The 16,167-nt window shown below is 70.4% G+C and carries 13 protein-coding genes; 7 read left to right on the top strand and 6 right to left on the bottom strand.

Annotated features, from left to right (window positions below):
• Positions 1-44: 44 nt before the first annotated feature.
• Positions 45-668: an NADPH-dependent F420 reductase gene (locus ACIA5G_RS33195; RefSeq protein WP_395930413.1), complete on the bottom strand. Its 624-nt coding sequence runs from the start codon at positions 666-668 to the stop codon at positions 45-47.
• A gap of 33 nt (positions 669-701) precedes the next feature.
• Positions 702-1,436 carry an SDR family NAD(P)-dependent oxidoreductase gene (locus ACIA5G_RS33190; protein ID WP_395930411.1) on the bottom strand — a complete coding sequence of 245 codons (735 nt, stop codon included), beginning with the start codon at positions 1,434-1,436 and terminating at the stop codon, positions 702-704.
• Between the two features lie 137 nt (positions 1,437-1,573).
• Here ACIA5G_RS33190 and ACIA5G_RS33185 point away from each other — a divergent pair, with 137 nt between their 5' ends.
• The 3 genes from ACIA5G_RS33185 (at position 1,574) to ACIA5G_RS33175 (ending at position 3,594) form a co-directional block, all read left to right on the top strand.
• Positions 1,574-2,158: a TetR/AcrR family transcriptional regulator gene (locus ACIA5G_RS33185; protein ID WP_395930409.1), complete on the top strand. Its 585-nt coding sequence runs from the start codon at positions 1,574-1,576 to the stop codon at positions 2,156-2,158.
• Between the two features lie 29 nt (positions 2,159-2,187).
• Positions 2,188-2,565: a MerR family transcriptional regulator gene (locus tag ACIA5G_RS33180; protein WP_395930407.1), complete on the top strand. Its 378-nt coding sequence runs from the start codon at positions 2,188-2,190 to the stop codon at positions 2,563-2,565.
• A gap of 105 nt (positions 2,566-2,670) precedes the next feature.
• The gene (locus ACIA5G_RS33175) at positions 2,671-3,594 is read left to right on the top strand and encodes a zinc-binding alcohol dehydrogenase family protein (protein ID WP_395930405.1); all 924 of its coding nucleotides are present in this window, start codon (positions 2,671-2,673) and stop codon (positions 3,592-3,594) included.
• 33 nt (positions 3,595-3,627) lie between these two features.
• On the opposite strand, the gene ACIA5G_RS33170 is transcribed toward ACIA5G_RS33175, so the two are convergent.
• A complete protein-coding gene (locus ACIA5G_RS33170) occupies positions 3,628-3,906 on the bottom strand; it encodes a hypothetical protein (RefSeq protein ID WP_395930403.1) in 279 nt (92 codons plus the stop codon).
• Positions 3,907-3,999: 93 nt separating this feature from the next.
• Here ACIA5G_RS33170 and ACIA5G_RS33165 point away from each other — a divergent pair, with 93 nt between their 5' ends.
• Together ACIA5G_RS33165 and ACIA5G_RS33160 are read left to right on the top strand one after the other, a co-directional pair.
• Positions 4,000-4,602, top strand: coding sequence for a TetR/AcrR family transcriptional regulator (locus ACIA5G_RS33165; RefSeq protein WP_395930401.1), 603 nt, complete (start codon positions 4,000-4,002; stop codon positions 4,600-4,602).
• A 134-nt stretch (positions 4,603-4,736) separates the two neighbouring features.
• Positions 4,737-7,892: a family 78 glycoside hydrolase catalytic domain gene (locus tag ACIA5G_RS33160; RefSeq protein WP_395930399.1), complete on the top strand. Its 3,156-nt coding sequence runs from the start codon at positions 4,737-4,739 to the stop codon at positions 7,890-7,892.
• A 31-nt stretch (positions 7,893-7,923) separates the two neighbouring features.
• On the opposite strand, the gene ACIA5G_RS33155 is transcribed toward ACIA5G_RS33160, so the two are convergent.
• Positions 7,924-9,459, bottom strand: coding sequence for a long-chain-fatty-acid--CoA ligase (locus tag ACIA5G_RS33155; RefSeq protein ID WP_395930397.1), 1,536 nt, complete (start codon positions 9,457-9,459; stop codon positions 7,924-7,926).
• A gap of 118 nt (positions 9,460-9,577) precedes the next feature.
• Between ACIA5G_RS33155 and ACIA5G_RS33150 the strand changes: the two genes are divergently transcribed.
• Positions 9,578-10,747, top strand: coding sequence for a TetR/AcrR family transcriptional regulator (locus ACIA5G_RS33150; protein WP_395930395.1), 1,170 nt, complete (start codon positions 9,578-9,580; stop codon positions 10,745-10,747).
• A gap of 38 nt (positions 10,748-10,785) precedes the next feature.
• Here ACIA5G_RS33150 and ACIA5G_RS33145 read toward each other — a convergent pair whose 3' ends face one another.
• Positions 10,786-11,997, bottom strand: a complete 1,212-nt coding sequence (locus ACIA5G_RS33145; RefSeq protein ID WP_395930393.1) for an oxygenase MpaB family protein — start codon at positions 11,995-11,997, stop codon at positions 10,786-10,788.
• Between the two features lie 182 nt (positions 11,998-12,179).
• On the opposite strand from ACIA5G_RS33145, the gene ACIA5G_RS33140 reads away from it, so the two are divergent.
• Complete coding sequence (locus tag ACIA5G_RS33140) at positions 12,180-13,343, top strand: acyl-CoA dehydrogenase family protein (protein WP_395930391.1); 1,164 nt, start codon at positions 12,180-12,182, stop codon at positions 13,341-13,343.
• Positions 13,344-13,353: 10 nt separating this feature from the next.
• Here the strand turns inward: ACIA5G_RS33140 and ACIA5G_RS33135 are convergent, their stop codons facing one another.
• A complete protein-coding gene (locus ACIA5G_RS33135; protein ID WP_395930389.1) occupies positions 13,354-16,137 on the bottom strand; it encodes a BTAD domain-containing putative transcriptional regulator in 2,784 nt (927 codons plus the stop codon).
• Positions 16,138-16,167: the final 30 nt, after the last annotated feature.

Genomic DNA, 16,167 nt, shown 5'->3' with positions numbered 1-16,167 from the left:
ACGACGGGACGGGGGAAGCCGAGATTTCCTCCGGTCAGTGCGGTTCAGCCGGCGAATTCGTCGACGCCGAGGGCGAAGTCCCCGTGACCGATCCCGTTGCCGGCGAGGCTCACCGTGATCAGGCCCATTCCTTCCAGCCAGTGCGCCATTTTCAGGCCGCCGACGTCCAGCGGGCGCAGCCCGAGGCTCGTGACGAATTCCGCCACGCTCGCCTTGGCCGGTGCGTTGTCGCCGGCGATGAAGACGGTGGGCCGGCCGTTCTCGAGGACGTTGCGGAGGATGGTGTTGAACGCCTTCACCACGCTGGTGCCGGCCGGGGCCACCTTGGCGGCTTCTTGCGCGATCGAGGTCTCCTCGCTGTGGGCGAGCCCGTCGAACGTGGTGTTGAACGGATTGCTGATGTCGACGACGACCTTGCCGGCGAGGGCGTCTCCGTACTCGGCGACGACCGGAACGACACCGTTGTACAACAGGGCCGTGATGACGATGTCCCCGGCCGGGACGGCGCCCCACGTGCCCGTCGTCGCGCCGCCGCCCAGAGCCTTGGCCAGGGCGTCGGCCTTGGCCTGGTCGCGTCCCATGACCTCGACGGTGGTGCCGCCCGCGATCGCGCGTGTGCCGATGGTGCGGGCCATGTTCCCGGTGCCGATGAGGGTGATGGTGCTCATGAGGTGTGCTCTCTTCCTGTTTCGAGGTGACGCTCAGATGGCGGTGGTGCCGCCGTCGGTGACCAGTTCCAGGCCGTTGACGTAGCTGGAGTCGTCGGAGGCGAGGAACAGGGCGACGGTGGCGATTTCTTCGGGGCGGCCCATCTTTCCGCGGGGGATGAGGGACTCGAACGCGTCCCTGGTCGCCTCGTCGAACAGTTCTTCCTGTTTGGGGGTGGCGACCTGGCCGGGGGTCAGGACGTTGACCCGGATCTTGCGGTCGCGCAGTTCATTGAGCCAGACGCGGGCCCACGCCTGCTGGACGGCTTTGCTTCCCGCGTAGAGGCTCCAGCCGGGGAAGGCGCCGAGGGACGCGTTGGACCCGGTCATGAAGATCGAGCCGTGGTCGTTGATCAGCGGAAGCGCTTTCTGCACGGTGAACAGGGTGCCGCGCGCGTTGAGCCAGAAGGCCCGGTGGAACTGTTCCTCGGTGATCTCGCCGAGGACGGCGGGTTCGCCCATCCCGGCGCTGGCCCAGAGCACGTCGATCGAGCCCTTTTCCCGCTTTACGGTGTTGTACAAGCGGTCCAGGTCGGCCAGGTCGGCCGCGTCACCCTGGACGGCGGTGACGTTGCGGCCGATGAACTCGACGGCGTCGTCCAGTGCTTCCTGCCGGCGGGCCTGGATGAAGACGTGCGCTCCTTCTTCGGCGAACAGTTTGGCGCCGGCCAGTGCCATGCCGGTGGATCCGCCGGTGATCACCGCGACCTTGCCCTCGAGCTTTCCCACGATCACTCCGTTGCGTTGCTGGGTATCCGGACCGGATCAGCGTTATGTACACCAATCTGTGTATGTAACGTAGCTGGCGGCTGCTGGGAGCGCAAGCTATGTACACCGGTCGGTACCGAACGGTGTACGCTGCAGGCATGACGGAGTTGGAGAAGGGCCCGCTGGGTCAGCGCCGCGGCCGGGGCGCACGCGAGCGCATCCTCGCTGCGTCACAGCAACTTTTCCGCAACCAGGGCATCAACCGCACCGGCATGGACGAGCTCTGCACCGTGGCCCAGGTGTCCAAGCGCACGGCTTACCAGCACTTCGCCGGCAAGGACGAACTCGTCACCGAATACCTGCGCCGCTTCGATCCCGACGTCATGCCCGAAGTGTTCGACCGCCCCGACCTCACGCCCCGCGAACGACTCCTCGCCGCGTTCGAGATGCCCGCGTCGACACCCTTGTGCCCCTACATCGCGGCGGCCGTCGAACTCCACGACCCCCAGCACCCCGCATCCCGGTACGCGCGCGACTACAAGACCGCCATCGCCGCGCGGCTCACCGAAACCGCCCGCGAGGCCGGCGCCACCGACCCCGAACAACTCGGCGAACAACTGGCCCTGCTCATCGACGGCGCCTCGGCCCGCACCCGAGTCCTCGACAGCAATTCTTTTCCCGCCGCGGCCGCCATCGCCGTTGTCCTCATCAACAACGCCATCCCCGCGTCATCTCCTCGGTAGCCCGGAGCGGGCGGCGTAGCATTTCGGGCATGCGGATCGGTGAGCTGTCCAGGCGTACGGGCGTGAGTTCGCGTTCTTTGCGGTATTACGAGGAGCAGGGTTTGCTGACCAGCTCACGCTCCGACGCCGGGCAGCGGCACTATTCCGACACCGTGGTCGAGCGCGTGGCACTCATCCGGCAGCTGTTCGACGCGGGCCTGTCGAGCCGGGTGATCGCGTCGGTGCTGCCGTGCGTGGAAACCCCGGGTGACGCGGGTGTCGTCGAGGAGGCGTTCGCGACGATGACGCGCGAGCGCGACCGGATCGACGTCGAGATCGCGCGCTTGATCGAGGCGCGGGACGCGCTCGACGTGGTGATCGAGGCCAACAACCGGCACCGCGCGGTGCTGGCCGGCCAGCCGGCCTGACGTTGTGACCCGCGCCTCAGCCGGTTGCCCCTGACACCGGTGTGAGCGGTGACGATGGCCGCAGAGCCCGGAACCACCGGGTGGTCATCCGGAAGGCGGCGGAAAATGGGGCAGGCGTGGGGTTTCAGCAGGCACGGCGGGCCCGAGGTGCAGGAGTTCTTCGATCGCCCCGATCCCGCGCCCGGTGCCGGTGAGGTGCTGATCCGGGTCGACGTCGCCGGCGTCAACCCGCTCGACCACCTCCTGCGCGCAGGGCTGGTCCCCGGGCTCGACGGCGGGCGCCCGTTCCCGCTCGTGCTGGGCATGGAGGCAGCCGGGACCGTGCTGGCACTGGGGGAGAACGTCGACGGGCTCGAGGTGGGGGACGCGGTCTTCGGCTTCGCGCTGACCGGCGGCGGCACGTACGCCGAGACGACCGTGCTGTCGGCGGCGAACACCGCGCGCATCCCGGCGGGGCTGTCCGCGACCGTGGCGGCGACGCTGCCGGTGGCCGGGACGACCGCGGTGGACGCGCTGGATCAGCTCGGCCTCGCGGCCGGCGCCACGATCCTGGTCAACGGGGTGGGCGGCGGGGTCGGCCTCGCGGTCGCCCGGCTGGCCGCGGCGCGCGGGCTGCGCGTGCTCGGCACCGGCAGTGCCGCCAAGCGCGAGCAGGCCGAGGCGGCCGGGGTGCAGTTCGTCGACTACACCGCGGAGGACGTTGCCGCCGCGGTCCGCGAGCTGGTTCCGGACGGCGTCGACGGGATCGTCGACCTGGTCGGCGGGACCTCGCTGCGGACGGTCGCCCGGCTGGCTCGTGAGCCGCGCAACGTGATCGCCGTGGGGGACCAGTCCGTGTCGGAGGTGGGTGGCCGGTTCGTCGAGCGCCGCCTCGACCGTGAGAACTTGGCGCGCTCGGCCCGGCTGGCGCTCGAGGGCGTCCTCGCGCCGGTGATCACCGCGGTCCATCCGCTTTCCGACGCCCCGGCGGCTCTGGCCACCGTCGAAAACGGCCACGCCGCGGGCAAGGTCGTCATCAAGGTGGCCTGAGAAGCGCCCGGTCAGCGACCGGGTGGCGCCGCTTCACGAGATCGCCACCACGCACCGGCAGGCCCCGGCCGCGTGGCTGACGTGGACCTGATCGGCCGGCGAAAACTCCTCCTGGCCGGCATTCTCGAAACCTATCGTGATGATCTCGGCTGAAGGCGGGGCGAGCACCCTTCCCCGCCGGACCCGGCGGCTGCCGTTCGCCGGGTCCGGTTCGCCGAACACCAGCACCCGGTCGCCCTCCGCGAAGTGGTTCCAGTGACCGCTCGCGAGGGTGTTCCAGGGTGCGACGGCGATGTGCGACTCGGACTGCACGACTCCTCCTGACGACAGGGCGGATCCGCCTGCTGGGCCGATGGTACACATACTTGCTGAGTAACACGCAAGTTAGTTTGCTAAGCTCGGCCCATGGTCACCATCCGCCGCACCCAGCAGGAACGCCGGGACCAGGCCGAGGCCGCGTTGCTCACCGCGGCCGCCGAACTCGTCGTCGAACAGGGCGTGCGCTCGCTGACGCTGGCGCGCGTCGGGGAACGCGCCGGGTACAGCCGCGGCATCGTCACGCACCACTTCGGTGCCAAGCAGGCACTGGTCGAGCGGCTCGCCCGGGCCACGCAGGCGGGGTTCGTGCCGGGCCTGGGGGAGCTGCCTCCCGGGCTCGACCGCCTGCTGCGGCTGATCGACGGTTACCTCGGCGAACTCGGCCGGCTCGGCGTCTTCAACCAGGCTTTCCTGCTGTTGTGGGCCGAGGCCGCCACCCAACCCGACCTGGCCCCGATCTTCCGCGAGCGGGACGCCGCCTTCCGCGCCGACCTGCGCGACGACGTTGAGGCCGGCATCGCGGCCGGTGACATCGATCCCGGCCTCGAGCCGGACGACGTCGCGATCGCCGTTGTCGGGCAGCTGCGCGGGATCGCCTTGCAGCGGCTGCTGGATCCCCGCGGTGTTGAGGTCGAGCAAGTGCGCCGCAGTGTCACCGGTTACTGGCGCCGGGCACTGGCCCCGGCATAGGCGTTCGTCCCGTTCTTGTCTCGTCGACAGTCTTGGCGAGTCGGGAGAGGGTTGTTAGGATGCTTGAAACGTTTCAAGGCAGCTGAGTTCCACCCAGGATCGAACAACGAAGTCGACTGGCGAGTGGAGTGGTCATGTCCCGTCATCGCGCCCGCGTGGTGCTCACTTTTCTGCTGGCGGTGCTGGTGACGAGTCCGGCGACGTCTGCGGTGAGTGCCGCTGCCTCTCCCGCTCCCGTCCCGGCTTTCGATCTGCGGGCGGACAACGTTGTCAACCCGCTCGCCGCAGGCAGTGCGCCGACGTTGAGCTGGAAGCTGCGCTCCGGAGAGCGGCAGACGGCGTACCGGATCCTCGTCGCCACCAGCACGAAGCTGCTCGCGGCGGGGCGCGCCGATGTCTGGGACAGCGGCAAGGTGGTGAGCGCGGAGTCGGTCGCGGTGCCCTACCGCGGGCCCGCTGCAGCGGTGGGCAAGCGGAACTACTGGACCGTCGAGGTGTGGGGAGCTCGCGGAGGCTCTCCGGCCAGGGCCGAGGCGGCGTGGTGGGAGAGCGGGCCCACGCCGGCCGACTGGGCGGGCGCCGAGTGGATCACGCCGGACACCGGCGGCGCTTACGCGTGGCAGGACTTCGCACTGGACGTCGATTTCACGATCAAGGCCGCGGCCGCGAGCGTGGTCTTCCGGGCCGCCGGCTCCGACGACTTCCTGATGTGGCAGGTGAACGCCGCCACCACACCGGGCAAGGTGCTGCTGCGGCCGCACGAGAAGAGCCACGGGTCCTTCGCGCTCCTCGGGGAGACCGACCTGAGTGCGGTCATCACCCCGCAGAACGCGGGCGCGCCGCACCACCTGCGGATCGAAGCGCGGGGGAGCACCATCGTGACGGTCATCGACGGGACCGAAGTGGACTCCCGGACCGTCGACGCGGTGCGCACCGGCACCATCGGGTTCCGGACCTCGGTCAGCCAGGGCACGCCCGAAGCCGCGGCCTACGACAACCTGGCCGTGCACGGTCTCGACGGCACACCGCTGTTCTCCGACGACTTCTCGGCGACCCCGGACGCCCGGTTCCCCGGGGCCACGGTCACCGGCGGGCAGCTCGAACCGCAGGGTGATCCGCTCCTGCTCGCCCAGTCGCCGGACGCGCCGTTGCTGCGCCACGAGTTCGTCCTGGACAAGCCCGTCGCGAGCGCCCGCGCGTACGTGTACGGGCTCGGCTTCTACGAACTGCGCCTCAACGGCGGCAAGGTCGGCGACCAGGTGCTGTCGCCCGGGAGCACGCCCTACGACCAGCAAAACCTCTACGACTCCTTCGACGTGACCAACCAGGTCCACATCGGACGGAACGCGGCGGGGCTGTGGCTGGGCAACGGGTACGGGCCGCGCTTCAGCCAGTACGGGTTCCGCTGGACCGGGCCGAAACAGGGGATCGTGGCCCTGGTCGTCACCTTCGCCGACGGGACCCGCCGGACGGTCACCACCGACGAGTCCTGGCGGTGGTCCGACGGCCCGGTGACGGCGAACGACCTCTACGCGGGCGAAAGCTACGACGCCCGGCTCGCACAGGACGGCTGGGACCGGCCGGGCTTCGACGACGCGGCCTGGCACCCGGTGCGCACGGTCCAGGCGCCCAGCGCCACCTTGACCGCGGCCACCGCGCCGCCGATCCGTGTGGTGCAGACCCTGCGCGCGGTGTCGGTGAAGCAGCCTCGGCCCGGGGTGTACGTCTACGACTTCGGCCAGAACTTCGCGGGCTGGGCGCAGCTGCGCGTCGCCGGGCCGGCCGGGACGACCGTGCGGATGCGCACAGCGGAAGAACTCGAAGCCGACGGCACGCTCGACACCACGACCAACCGCAACGCCGCGTCCACCGACTCCTATACGCTCGGCGCCGCGCCGGGTGTCCAGGTCTACGAGCCCCGGTTCACCTACCACGGCTTCCGCTACCTCGAGCTCACCGGCTACCCGGGGACGCCGGACCTCGGCAGCGTCGCCGGCCGGGTCGTGCACGCCGACGTCGCCGCCACCGGGCACGTCGAGACGTCCGACCCGCTGCTGAACACGATCTGGGCGAACAACCGGCGAGCGGTCCTGAACAACTCGATGAGCCTGCCGACCGACAACCCCGTCCGCGACGAGCGGACGCCGCCGGGGATGGACGTGCAGGCCTACCACGACGCGTCCGTCCTGGACTTCGGCATGGATTCCTTCTACGGCAAGTACTTGCTCGACCTGCCGCCCGGGACGGCGCTGCCGAGCGACGCGGGCAACGCGCAGCTGCCGGACATGGGCGGGGGATCGGTCGACCTGGCCTGGTCGCTTTACGAGCAGTACGGCGACCTCGGCCGGCTCGGCGCGGCCTATCCGAAGATGAAGGCGTTCGTGGACACCAACGCCGCCGCCTACCCGGGGTTCATCTGGCCGGAGGACCGCGGCTTCGGCGACTGGTGCCCGCCCGACCGGAGCCCGAACGCCAACGGGGGACAGGGAAACCCGTCGGCGGGCGACTGTTTCAGCGAGCGGTCGATCGTCAACACGGCGTTGTCCTACCGGCAAGCCGAAGACGTCGCGAAAGCCGCACGCGCACTGGGGAACACCGCCGACGCGGCCCACTTCGCCGGGCTGGCGACGTCGATCGCGAACGCCTTCAACGCGCACTTCCTCGACGCCTCGGGCACCACCTACGGCGACGGCCGCCAGACGACCAGCATCCTCCCGCTGGCCTTCGGCATGGTGCCGCCGGACAAGGTGGCCGGGGTGGGCGCGAAGCTCGTCGACACCATCCTGACGAAGAACGGCGGGCACCTCGACACCGGGATCTTCGGCACCCGGTACCTGCCCGAGGCCTTGGCGAAGGCCGGCCGGATCGACGTCGCCCTGACCGTGCTGCGCCAGCAGACCTACCCGGGCTTCGGGTACGAAATCAGCCGCGGCGCGACAACGCCGTGGGAGCAGTGGACCTACGAGTCGGGCATGGAAACCCACGACCACGCGATGTTCGCCGGGATCAACGCGGCCTTCTACACGCAGTTCGCCGGGATCACGCCGGCGGTGCCGGGGTACGCGGCGATCACGATCGCCCCGCGGGTGCCGGCCGGGCTCGGGCACGTCGCGGCCTCGATCGACACGGTCCGCGGGGTGGTCGCCTCGGCGTGGACGCAGACCGGCTGCCGGTTCGACCTCACCGTCACGGTGCCCGGCAACACGACCGCCACGGTCACCCTGCCCACGGGGAAACAGATCCCGGTCGGCTCCGGGATTTCGAAGTTCACCGCCCGCCACTGCGCCTGACCCAGGAGTACAAGCTGTTCGCCGACCGGGACTACCGCAGCAACCCCTTGTCCACCTTTCCGCCCGCGTTGCGGGGGAGCCCGGGAACCACCACGAGATCCTTGGGCATCTTGAACGATGCGAGCTTCCCGTCGAGGAAGCCGGTCAGCTCCCGCAGGGACAGGCCGGCTTCCGGGACGACGGCGACGAAGGCGACGGGCACCTGGCCCCAGCGTTCGTCGGGCCGGCCGAGCACGGCGACCTCCCGGACCGACGGGTGGTCGGCGATGACGTTCTCCAGTTCGGCGCAGTAGATGTTCTCGCCGCCGCTGATGATCATGTCCTTCTTGCGGTCGACGACCCAGACGAAGCCCTCCTCGTCCTGCTGGACCAGGTCGCCGGAGTGGAACCAGCCGCCGGCGAAGGCCTCCGCGGTCTCGCGCGGTTTCCGCCAGTACCCCTGGGTCACCGTGGGGCCGCGGTAGACGATCTCGCCCACCTCGCCCACGGCGACGTCGTTCATGGACTCGTCCACAACGCGGTACTGGAGGGTCGGGATCGGCCGCCCGACCGAGCCGAGCTTGCGCAGCGAGTCCTCGCCGCGGAGCACGCAGGTGATCGGCGAGGTCTCGGTCTGCCCGAACACCGCCACGTTCAGCGCGCCGGGGAAGTTCTCGGCCATGGCTCGCAGCGTCGCGTCACTCGCCGGTGCGGCACCCCAGCTGATGATCCGCAGCTTCAGCGCACGCTCGCCGATGTCCGGCTGGGCGCAGAGCAGATCCCATTGCTGCGGCACGTTGAACACGACGGTGGCGCCCTCGCGCTCGTACGCGTCGAGCACCGCCTTCGGGTCGAACGCGCCCAGCGAGTGGAGCACGACCGTGCCGCCGACGACGAAGTTCGCCACGATCGACCCCAGGCCCGCGATGTGGAAGAAGGGCGCGGTCAGGAAGCCGATGTCGGAGTCGTCGAACATCTCCATCGCGCGGATGCAGGTGAGCGCCTGCAGCTGCAGGTTCCGGTGGGACAGCAGGACTCCCTTCGGCCGGCCGGTGGTGCCCGAGGTGTACATGATCAGCGCCGTCGACTCCTCACCGACGTCGGGCAGGTCCATCGGCTCGTGGGCGGACAGGAACTCCTCGTACCCCAAGAGGTTCCCGGCCTCCTCACCGATGACGATCACCGTGCCGATCGACGCGGCGGCCGGCACGGCCTGCAGCAGCGGCAGCAGCTGGGCGTCGACGATGACGGCCGACGGCGCGCAGTCGGCCAGGATGTGGCCGAGCTCCGGCGGTGCGAGCCGGAAACTGAGCGGGACGGCCATCGCTCCGAGGCTGTTCGCCGCGAACACGCTCTCCACGAACCACGGGTGGTTGAGGGTGAGCAGGGCCACGCGGTCACCCTCGGCGACCCCACGGCCGGCAAGCGCGGCCGCCAGCTGCAACGACCGCCGCGACAGCTGCGCCCAGGTCGTCGTCTCTCCGAGATGGCGCAACGCGGGCTTGTCCGGTCGCATCACGGCGTGGGTGGCCGCGTGGGCCATCCAGTGGTGCCGGAAGGACCAGGCGGGAGGTGCGTCGGTCGGCACGGGGCACTCCTCGGGAGGTGGGGGTCAGGTGGTCGTGCTGCTCTCGGGGCCTCGGTCCGGCTCGTGATTGACTGGCACGCATGGCCCTGCTCCCGCGTCCGTTCGCCCGGGTCCGCCGGTGACCGCCGAGTCGCCCGCGGCCACCCGCCCGCGCAACCGCCGACAGCTCATCGTCGAAGCGGCGGGCCGGGTGTTCAGCGAGCGCGGTTACCACGCCGCGTCCATGGAGGAGATCGCCGCCACCGTGGGCATCACCGCGGCGGCCCTGTACCGGCACTTCCCGAACAAGTACGCGCTGTTCGCCGAGTGCGCGAACGTCATGGTCGACCGGCTCGTCGCCGCGGTCGACGAGGTGCCGCGCGAGGCGGCCTTGGCGGACCTGCTCGCCGCCGTCACCCGGGTCACCGTCGCCCATCGCGCGTCGGGCGGGCTGTACCGGTGGGAGGCGCGGTACCTCGAGCGGGCGGACCGCCGGGTCCTCAGGGGGAAGTTCGCGCACGTCGTCGAGCGGGTGACCGAGGTGGTGCGGCGCGAGCACCCGCTGCCGGACGAGCACCTGCGGGCCGCGGCGGCCCTCGGGGCGATCGGGTCGATCACGATGCACCACACTTCGATCGCCCCGCGCCGGGCCGAGGACCTGCTGCTGGCGGCGGCCGTGCGCGTGGTCGCGACCAGCCCCGCGGCGCCCGTCGGGAGTGCCCGCTCCGTCGAGCTGCCCGTCCTGCCCGTGCCGCGCACCCGGCGCGCGGAGATCCTCGCCGCCGCCATCCCGCTGTTCGAGCAGGACGGCTTCGCCAACGTCACGAACGGCCGGATCGCCGAGGCCGCGGGGCTGGTCCCGTCGACGATCTACCGGCACTTCCCGGGCAAGGCCGACATCCTGGCGGCGGCCTGCCTGCAGGCGGCGGGGCTGCTGGCCCAAGCGGTGGAGCAGAACCTGCACGGGGTGGCCGGCCCGCACGACGCCGTGATCACCCTGGCGGCGACGTACGTGGCCTACAGCTTCGAGCACACCGCCCTCACCAGCGTCGCCGACGCCGAGGTGGCCGGCTTGCCGGCCGCCTTGCAGCGCCCCTTGGCCGTCGCCCAGCGCGAGCACATCGCCATCTGGGAGCAGCAGCTGCGACTGGCTCGCCCGGACCTCGATCCGCGCCAGGCCCGGGCCTTGGTGCACGCCGGGTTCGGCGTGGTCGTCGAGGCAGGGCGAAGACTGCGGTGGCAGGACAGCCCGGATCATCGTGCCGCGGTCACCGCCTTGGTCGTGGGAGCGCTGGGCCTTCCGGCGTGACGACCCGCGGTGGGCCGTCACGCCGTCGGACGCCCGGGTCAGGCGCCCGGCCGGTTCCCGGTCGGGATCACGATGGTGGTGCTGGTCGGTGAGGTCCCGTTGTTGAGGAACAGCATCGCCAGGGCGCGCACGAACTGGTCGAACATGTAGAACCCGACGGGTAGCACCGGCAACAGCCCCTCGCGGAACGCGATGTAGGTGGGCCACCCGGTGCGGACCAGTGCGGCCGCCGCGTAGTCGCGGGGCAGCGAGAGCCAGTCGCCGATCTTGTCGTTCAGCACGTAGCGCACGAACTCGTTGAGGAACCCGCGGGTGACGCCCAGGTCGACCTGCGCGGTCAGGCCGAGCAGGTCCTTGGCCAGTGCCTTGCCCTCGGTCGTCGGGGCGAGGATCGGTGTGAGCGCGTACGCCGACTGCGCGTTCGCGTCGGCCCAGGTCTTGGGGATGAACTCGTCCCGCACGCCGAGCAGGTGGACGGCGACCTGCCACATGTGCAGGAAGGCCTCCTCTTCCGCGGCGGTCATCGGGACCTTCCATTCGAGCAGCTTCCGGTGCACGAAGGTGCCCAGGCTGTGGAAGGTGACCAGGATGTCGCCGTTGCTGATCGGGATCTGCGTGTCCGTGACCTCCCGCCAGTGCGCCGACTGCGGCAGCAGGTGCCGCACCGCGGCGTGCACCAGCCGTGTCTTGTTGGCGGTGACCACGAACTGGCCGGTGGGTTCGTAGGCGGTCAGCTCGCTCAGGTCGTAGCCGAAGGTGAACGTCTTGGCCGCGCGGTCCTTCATGTTGGCGCCGCCCGCGGACCAGTAGACCGACTCGGCCTCGCGCGGGATGACCGTGCTCATGATGCCGCTGCCGAGGCCGTAGAGCATGAACAGGTAGGTGTCCTTGCGCCGGTTGAAGTCGGCGGCGAGCCGGAGCTTGGCGCGGTCGGCCCAGGAGGGCAGGTTCTTGGCCTGCTGGAGGTGGGTGGCGAGAGCGGCCGGCAGGCTGCTGGGCACCGGGTCGTTGTTGTTCGCCCACGACGCCAGCGCGGCGTTGACCGCCGGCACCTGGCCGTTGTCGAGCAGCGATGCCACCAGACCGTCGACCGGGTCGTCCCAGACCTGCCACGGGTCGGCTCCCGAGCCGGTGCCGGCCACCGAGCCCGTCGACGACCAGGCCCACGCGGGGGCGGCCGTGCTCGCCACACCCGCCAGCCCGAGGGCCGCGCCGAGGGACAAGACGCTCCGCCTGCTGAGATTGCTCATTTACATACCTGCTTCCTTGGAGGCGTATCCGTGCATCTCTGCTGTCTGGCCTGGACTTGGCGGCACGACGTCGTGCCCGAGCTTGTCTAGTCGTGCGATTTCTCGTTAACATATCGAAGTGGGGTGCCGCTCAGCAAGGCCCTGACCGGCCTGAACCGGTTCGCAACGTCGAAGGAGTTCGTGTGACGACTGTCTTCCCGGCCAAGCGGCCGCTCTACGACGAGGACCACGAGCTCCTGCGGGACACGGTCCGCGCCTTCGTCGACAAGCACGCCGCGCCGCACGCCGAGCGGTGGAAGGCGGCGGGCAAGGTCGACCGCGAGCTCTTCCGGGAGGCCGCCCGCGCCGGCATCCTCGGCTTCTCCGTTCCCGAGGAGTACGGCGGGGGCGGCATCACCGACTACCGCTTCAACGCCGTGATCGGTGAAGAGTTCTCGCGCAACCCCGTGTCGGACGGGCTCGCCTGCGTGGCGCTCTCCAACGACATCGTCGTGCCCTACTTCACCGACCTGACCGATGACGAGCAGAAGGCCCGCTGGCTGCCCGGCATCGCTGCCGGAGAGCTCATCGTCGCGATCGCGATGACCGAGCCCGGCACCGGGAGCGACCTGGCCGGGATCAGCACCACCGCCGTCCGCGACGGCGACGACTACGTGGTCGACGGCAGCAAGGTCTTCATCTCCAACGGCCAGAACGCCGACCTCGTCGTCACCGCCGTCCGGACCGGCACGGACCGCCACGGCGGGCTCAGCCTGCTCGTCATCGAGGCCGATCGCGCCGGCTTTTCCCGCGGCCGCAACCTGGAGAAGATCGGCCTGCACGCCCAGGACACCAGCGAGCTCTTCTTCGACGGTGTCCGGGTGCCGGCCGCCAACCTGCTCGGCGAGGAGGGGGCGGGCTTCCTCGGCCTGATGCGCAACCTGCCCCAGGAACGGATCTCGATCGCCGCCAACGCCGTGGCCTCCTCGGAGGGTGTCCTGGAGCGCACCCTGGACTACGTCAAGCAGCGCACGGCGTTCGGCAAGCCGATCGGGTCGTTCCAGAACACGCGCTTCGAACTGGCGGAAATGGTCACCGCGGTGCGGGTGAGCCGCAGCTACATCGACGATCTGCTCACCCGGCATTCCCGCGGCGAACTGTCCGCTGTGGACGCCGCGGCGGCGAAATTCTGGACGACGGAGCAGTACGTCGACATCGTCGGGCGGTGCCTGCAGCTGCACGGCGGTTACGGCTACATGCTCGAATACCGCATCGCGCACGACTACCTCGACTCGCGCATCTCCACCATCTACGGCGGCACCACGGAGATCATGAAGGAGATCGTCGGCCGCGATCTGGGCCTGTGAGCCTCGCTGCTCAGGATCGGTTTTCCAAGGCGTCCAACTGGTCCTGGAGCCCGTTCGCCGCGTGATCGCGGCCCTGCTCTCGGTAGAGCTCGACTGCTTCCTTCCACTTCGCGCCGGCGTGGTCGTAGTGCCCGAGCGCGTAGTGGGTCTGGCCGATCCAGTCCAGCGCCACGGCGACGTAGCGCAAGTCTCCCAACTCACGCAGCAGGGCGAGGGACTCTGCGTAGTAGCCGAGTGCTTCGTCGAACCGGCCGGTGTGGTGGGCGACGTAGCCCAGGTTGCCCAGGGGATACGCGTCGTTCGGCGTCGAATGATTCCGCCGGTGCAAGGCGACCGAGGCCTCGAGGTGCTCACGAGCCGTCTCGTGCTCGGCGAGACAGGCGAGATGCCAGCCGAGGTGATTGAGCGCAAACGCCTCCCACACCGGCTGGTCGAGCGTGCGGAACAGCTCCAACGCCCGGTGAACGTGGTCGATCGCCGTCCGGTGCTTCTCCTGGTACCCCAGGGCCTGTCCGAACAGGTAGTGGGCGTAGGCCCGGCCGGCCAGGTCGTTGTGCTGCTCGGCCAGCGCAAGAGCGGTGCGCAGGTGTTCGGCAGCCTCCTCGTACCTCGTGAGCTCGGCATGCGCGTGGCCGAGGTACGAGTGGGCGACGATGACAGCCTCGGGATCACCGAGCCGCTCCGCGGCTTCCAACGCGATCTGCCAGACCGCCCGGCGCTCCTCGCGATCACGCCGGCGATAGTGGAACGTGATCAAGGTCCAGGCCAGCTGCCACACCTCGCGGTGCCAGCCGAGCCCGATGGCCAGCTGCTGGGCAGCCCGCAGAGTGGCGTATTCGGACTCGAACCAGGCCACCGCTCCCGCCACGTCGGACAACGGCTGCGGCCGGCTTCCCGGCGCCGGCGGCTCGAGCCGGATCGGCTGGCGGTAGGGCGCCAGGAGCCGTTCGCCGGCGTAGCCGGTGTGGATGTAGAAGTCGATGGTTCGCCGCAGAGCCGCGGCGCGCTCTTCTCCGGTCAGGTCTCGCTGGGCGACGTCGCCGGCGTAGTGCCGGATCAGGTCGTGCATGCCGTAGCGGCCGCGCGCGTCTTGCGTGATCAGGGAAGCGTCCTCCAACGCGCGCAGGTGAGCCCGAGCCTTCGTCGACGGGAATCCGGCGAGACCGGCGGCGGCGGTAAGGCTGATGTCGGCGCCGGGTGAGATGGCGAGCAGGGCGAACATCGCGGCCTGATCGCGGGTGAGGGTCCGGTAGGACCAGGACAGCACGGTGGGCAGGCTGGCGGTCGGGTCGTCGTCCTCCAGCGCACCGAGACCCAGTTCGCGCAGCTCGTCCGCCAGCACCGACAGCCGCAGGTGCGGGCGAGTGTGGGCTTGGCCCGCGATGATGCTCAACGCCAGCGGATACCCGCCGCAGAGCCCGATCAGCTCGTCGATCGCGGCCGGGGCGGCGGCGAGCCGGGCCGCACCGAGGCGGTCGGCCAGTAACGTGCGGGCTTCGCCGTCGGTGAGCACGTCGAGCAGCAGCTGCCGGGCCCCGTGCCCGGTGATCAAACCCGACAGCCGCTTTCGGCTCGTCACCACGACAGCACAGGTCGAGGTCCCCGGCAGCAGCGGTTCGACCTGGGCGGTGGTGGCGGCGTTGTCCAGGAGGAGGAGCATCCGCTTGTCCGCGACCAGGCTGCGGAACAGCGCGGTCTGCGCGTGCAAGGCAGGCGGGATCCGCGCCGACGGCACACCCAGCGCGTCGAGAAACCCCCGCACCGCCACTTCGGGGGCCATCGGCTCGTCCGCCGGGCTGAACCCGCGAAGGTCGACGAAGAGCCAGCCGTCCGGGAACTCGTCGGCGTGGCGGTGCGCCCAGCTCAGGGCCAGCCAGGTCTTGCCGATCCCGCCGGCGCCCGTGATCGCCGAGATCACCACGGTGGCGGCAGCACCCGGCGGGGTCAGCCAACCGTCCAGATCGGCCAGATCCGCACGGCGGCCGACGAACGACGCCGGCGCGGCGGGAAGCTGCCGCGGCAGCACCGGCTCACTCGCCGCCCCCGGCGGGTCGGCCACCGGTGCCGGCGCCGGGTCGGCGGCCAGGATCTGCCGGTGCACTTCCTGGAGCGCGGCGGCGGGGTCCGCACCCAGCTCGTCGACCAGGAGGCTGCGGACGTGCTGGTAGTGCTGCAGCGCCTCGGCGCTCCGTCCGGCTTGGTGCAGCGCCAGCATGTACTGGCCCGCGGTTCGTTCGTCGAGCGGGTGCTCCCTGGCATGGGCCGAAAGCGCGACCACCAGTTCTTCCCCGAACCCGCGCCGGAGCTTGGCGTCCACGAGGTCCTGCCAGGTGACCAGCCGCTCCTGCTCGAGCCGCTCGCGTTCGGCTTCGGCCCATTCCCCGCCCACCCCGGTCAGCGACTCTCCCCGCCACAACCCCAGTGCTTCGGTGAGCAACGGCAGCGCTCGCTCGTCGTCATCCCGGGCGTTCGTGCGGAGCTCACGGGACAGGTGCACGTCGACCGCGGCCAGCTCCGGGTCGGTCATCAGGGCGTAACCACCGGAACGGCGCGCGAGGCTGATCCCGTCGGCACCGGCCATCGCCGCGCGCAACCGGGAGATGTACCCGTGCAGGGTGGTCCGCGTCCGCGGCGTGACGTCGGAGCCCCAGACGCGTCCGACCAACCGGTCGGCCGGCACGACGCGGCCCGCTTCGAGCCCGAGCACCGCCATGATGCATCGCTGGCGCGGTGTGCCGAGATCCACCGGCCGCCCGTTGACCAGCACGTCCACTTCCCCCAGCAAACGCACCATCGTGACCACGTACTGCCCCCTCCGAACACC

The organism is Amycolatopsis sp. NPDC051758, assembly GCF_044453095.1.
In the GTDB taxonomy this organism is placed as follows: domain Bacteria; phylum Actinomycetota; class Actinomycetes; order Mycobacteriales; family Pseudonocardiaceae; genus Amycolatopsis.
The sequence above is the reverse complement of the archived record's forward strand: the minus strand, read 5'-3'. Positions and strand labels throughout refer to the sequence as shown.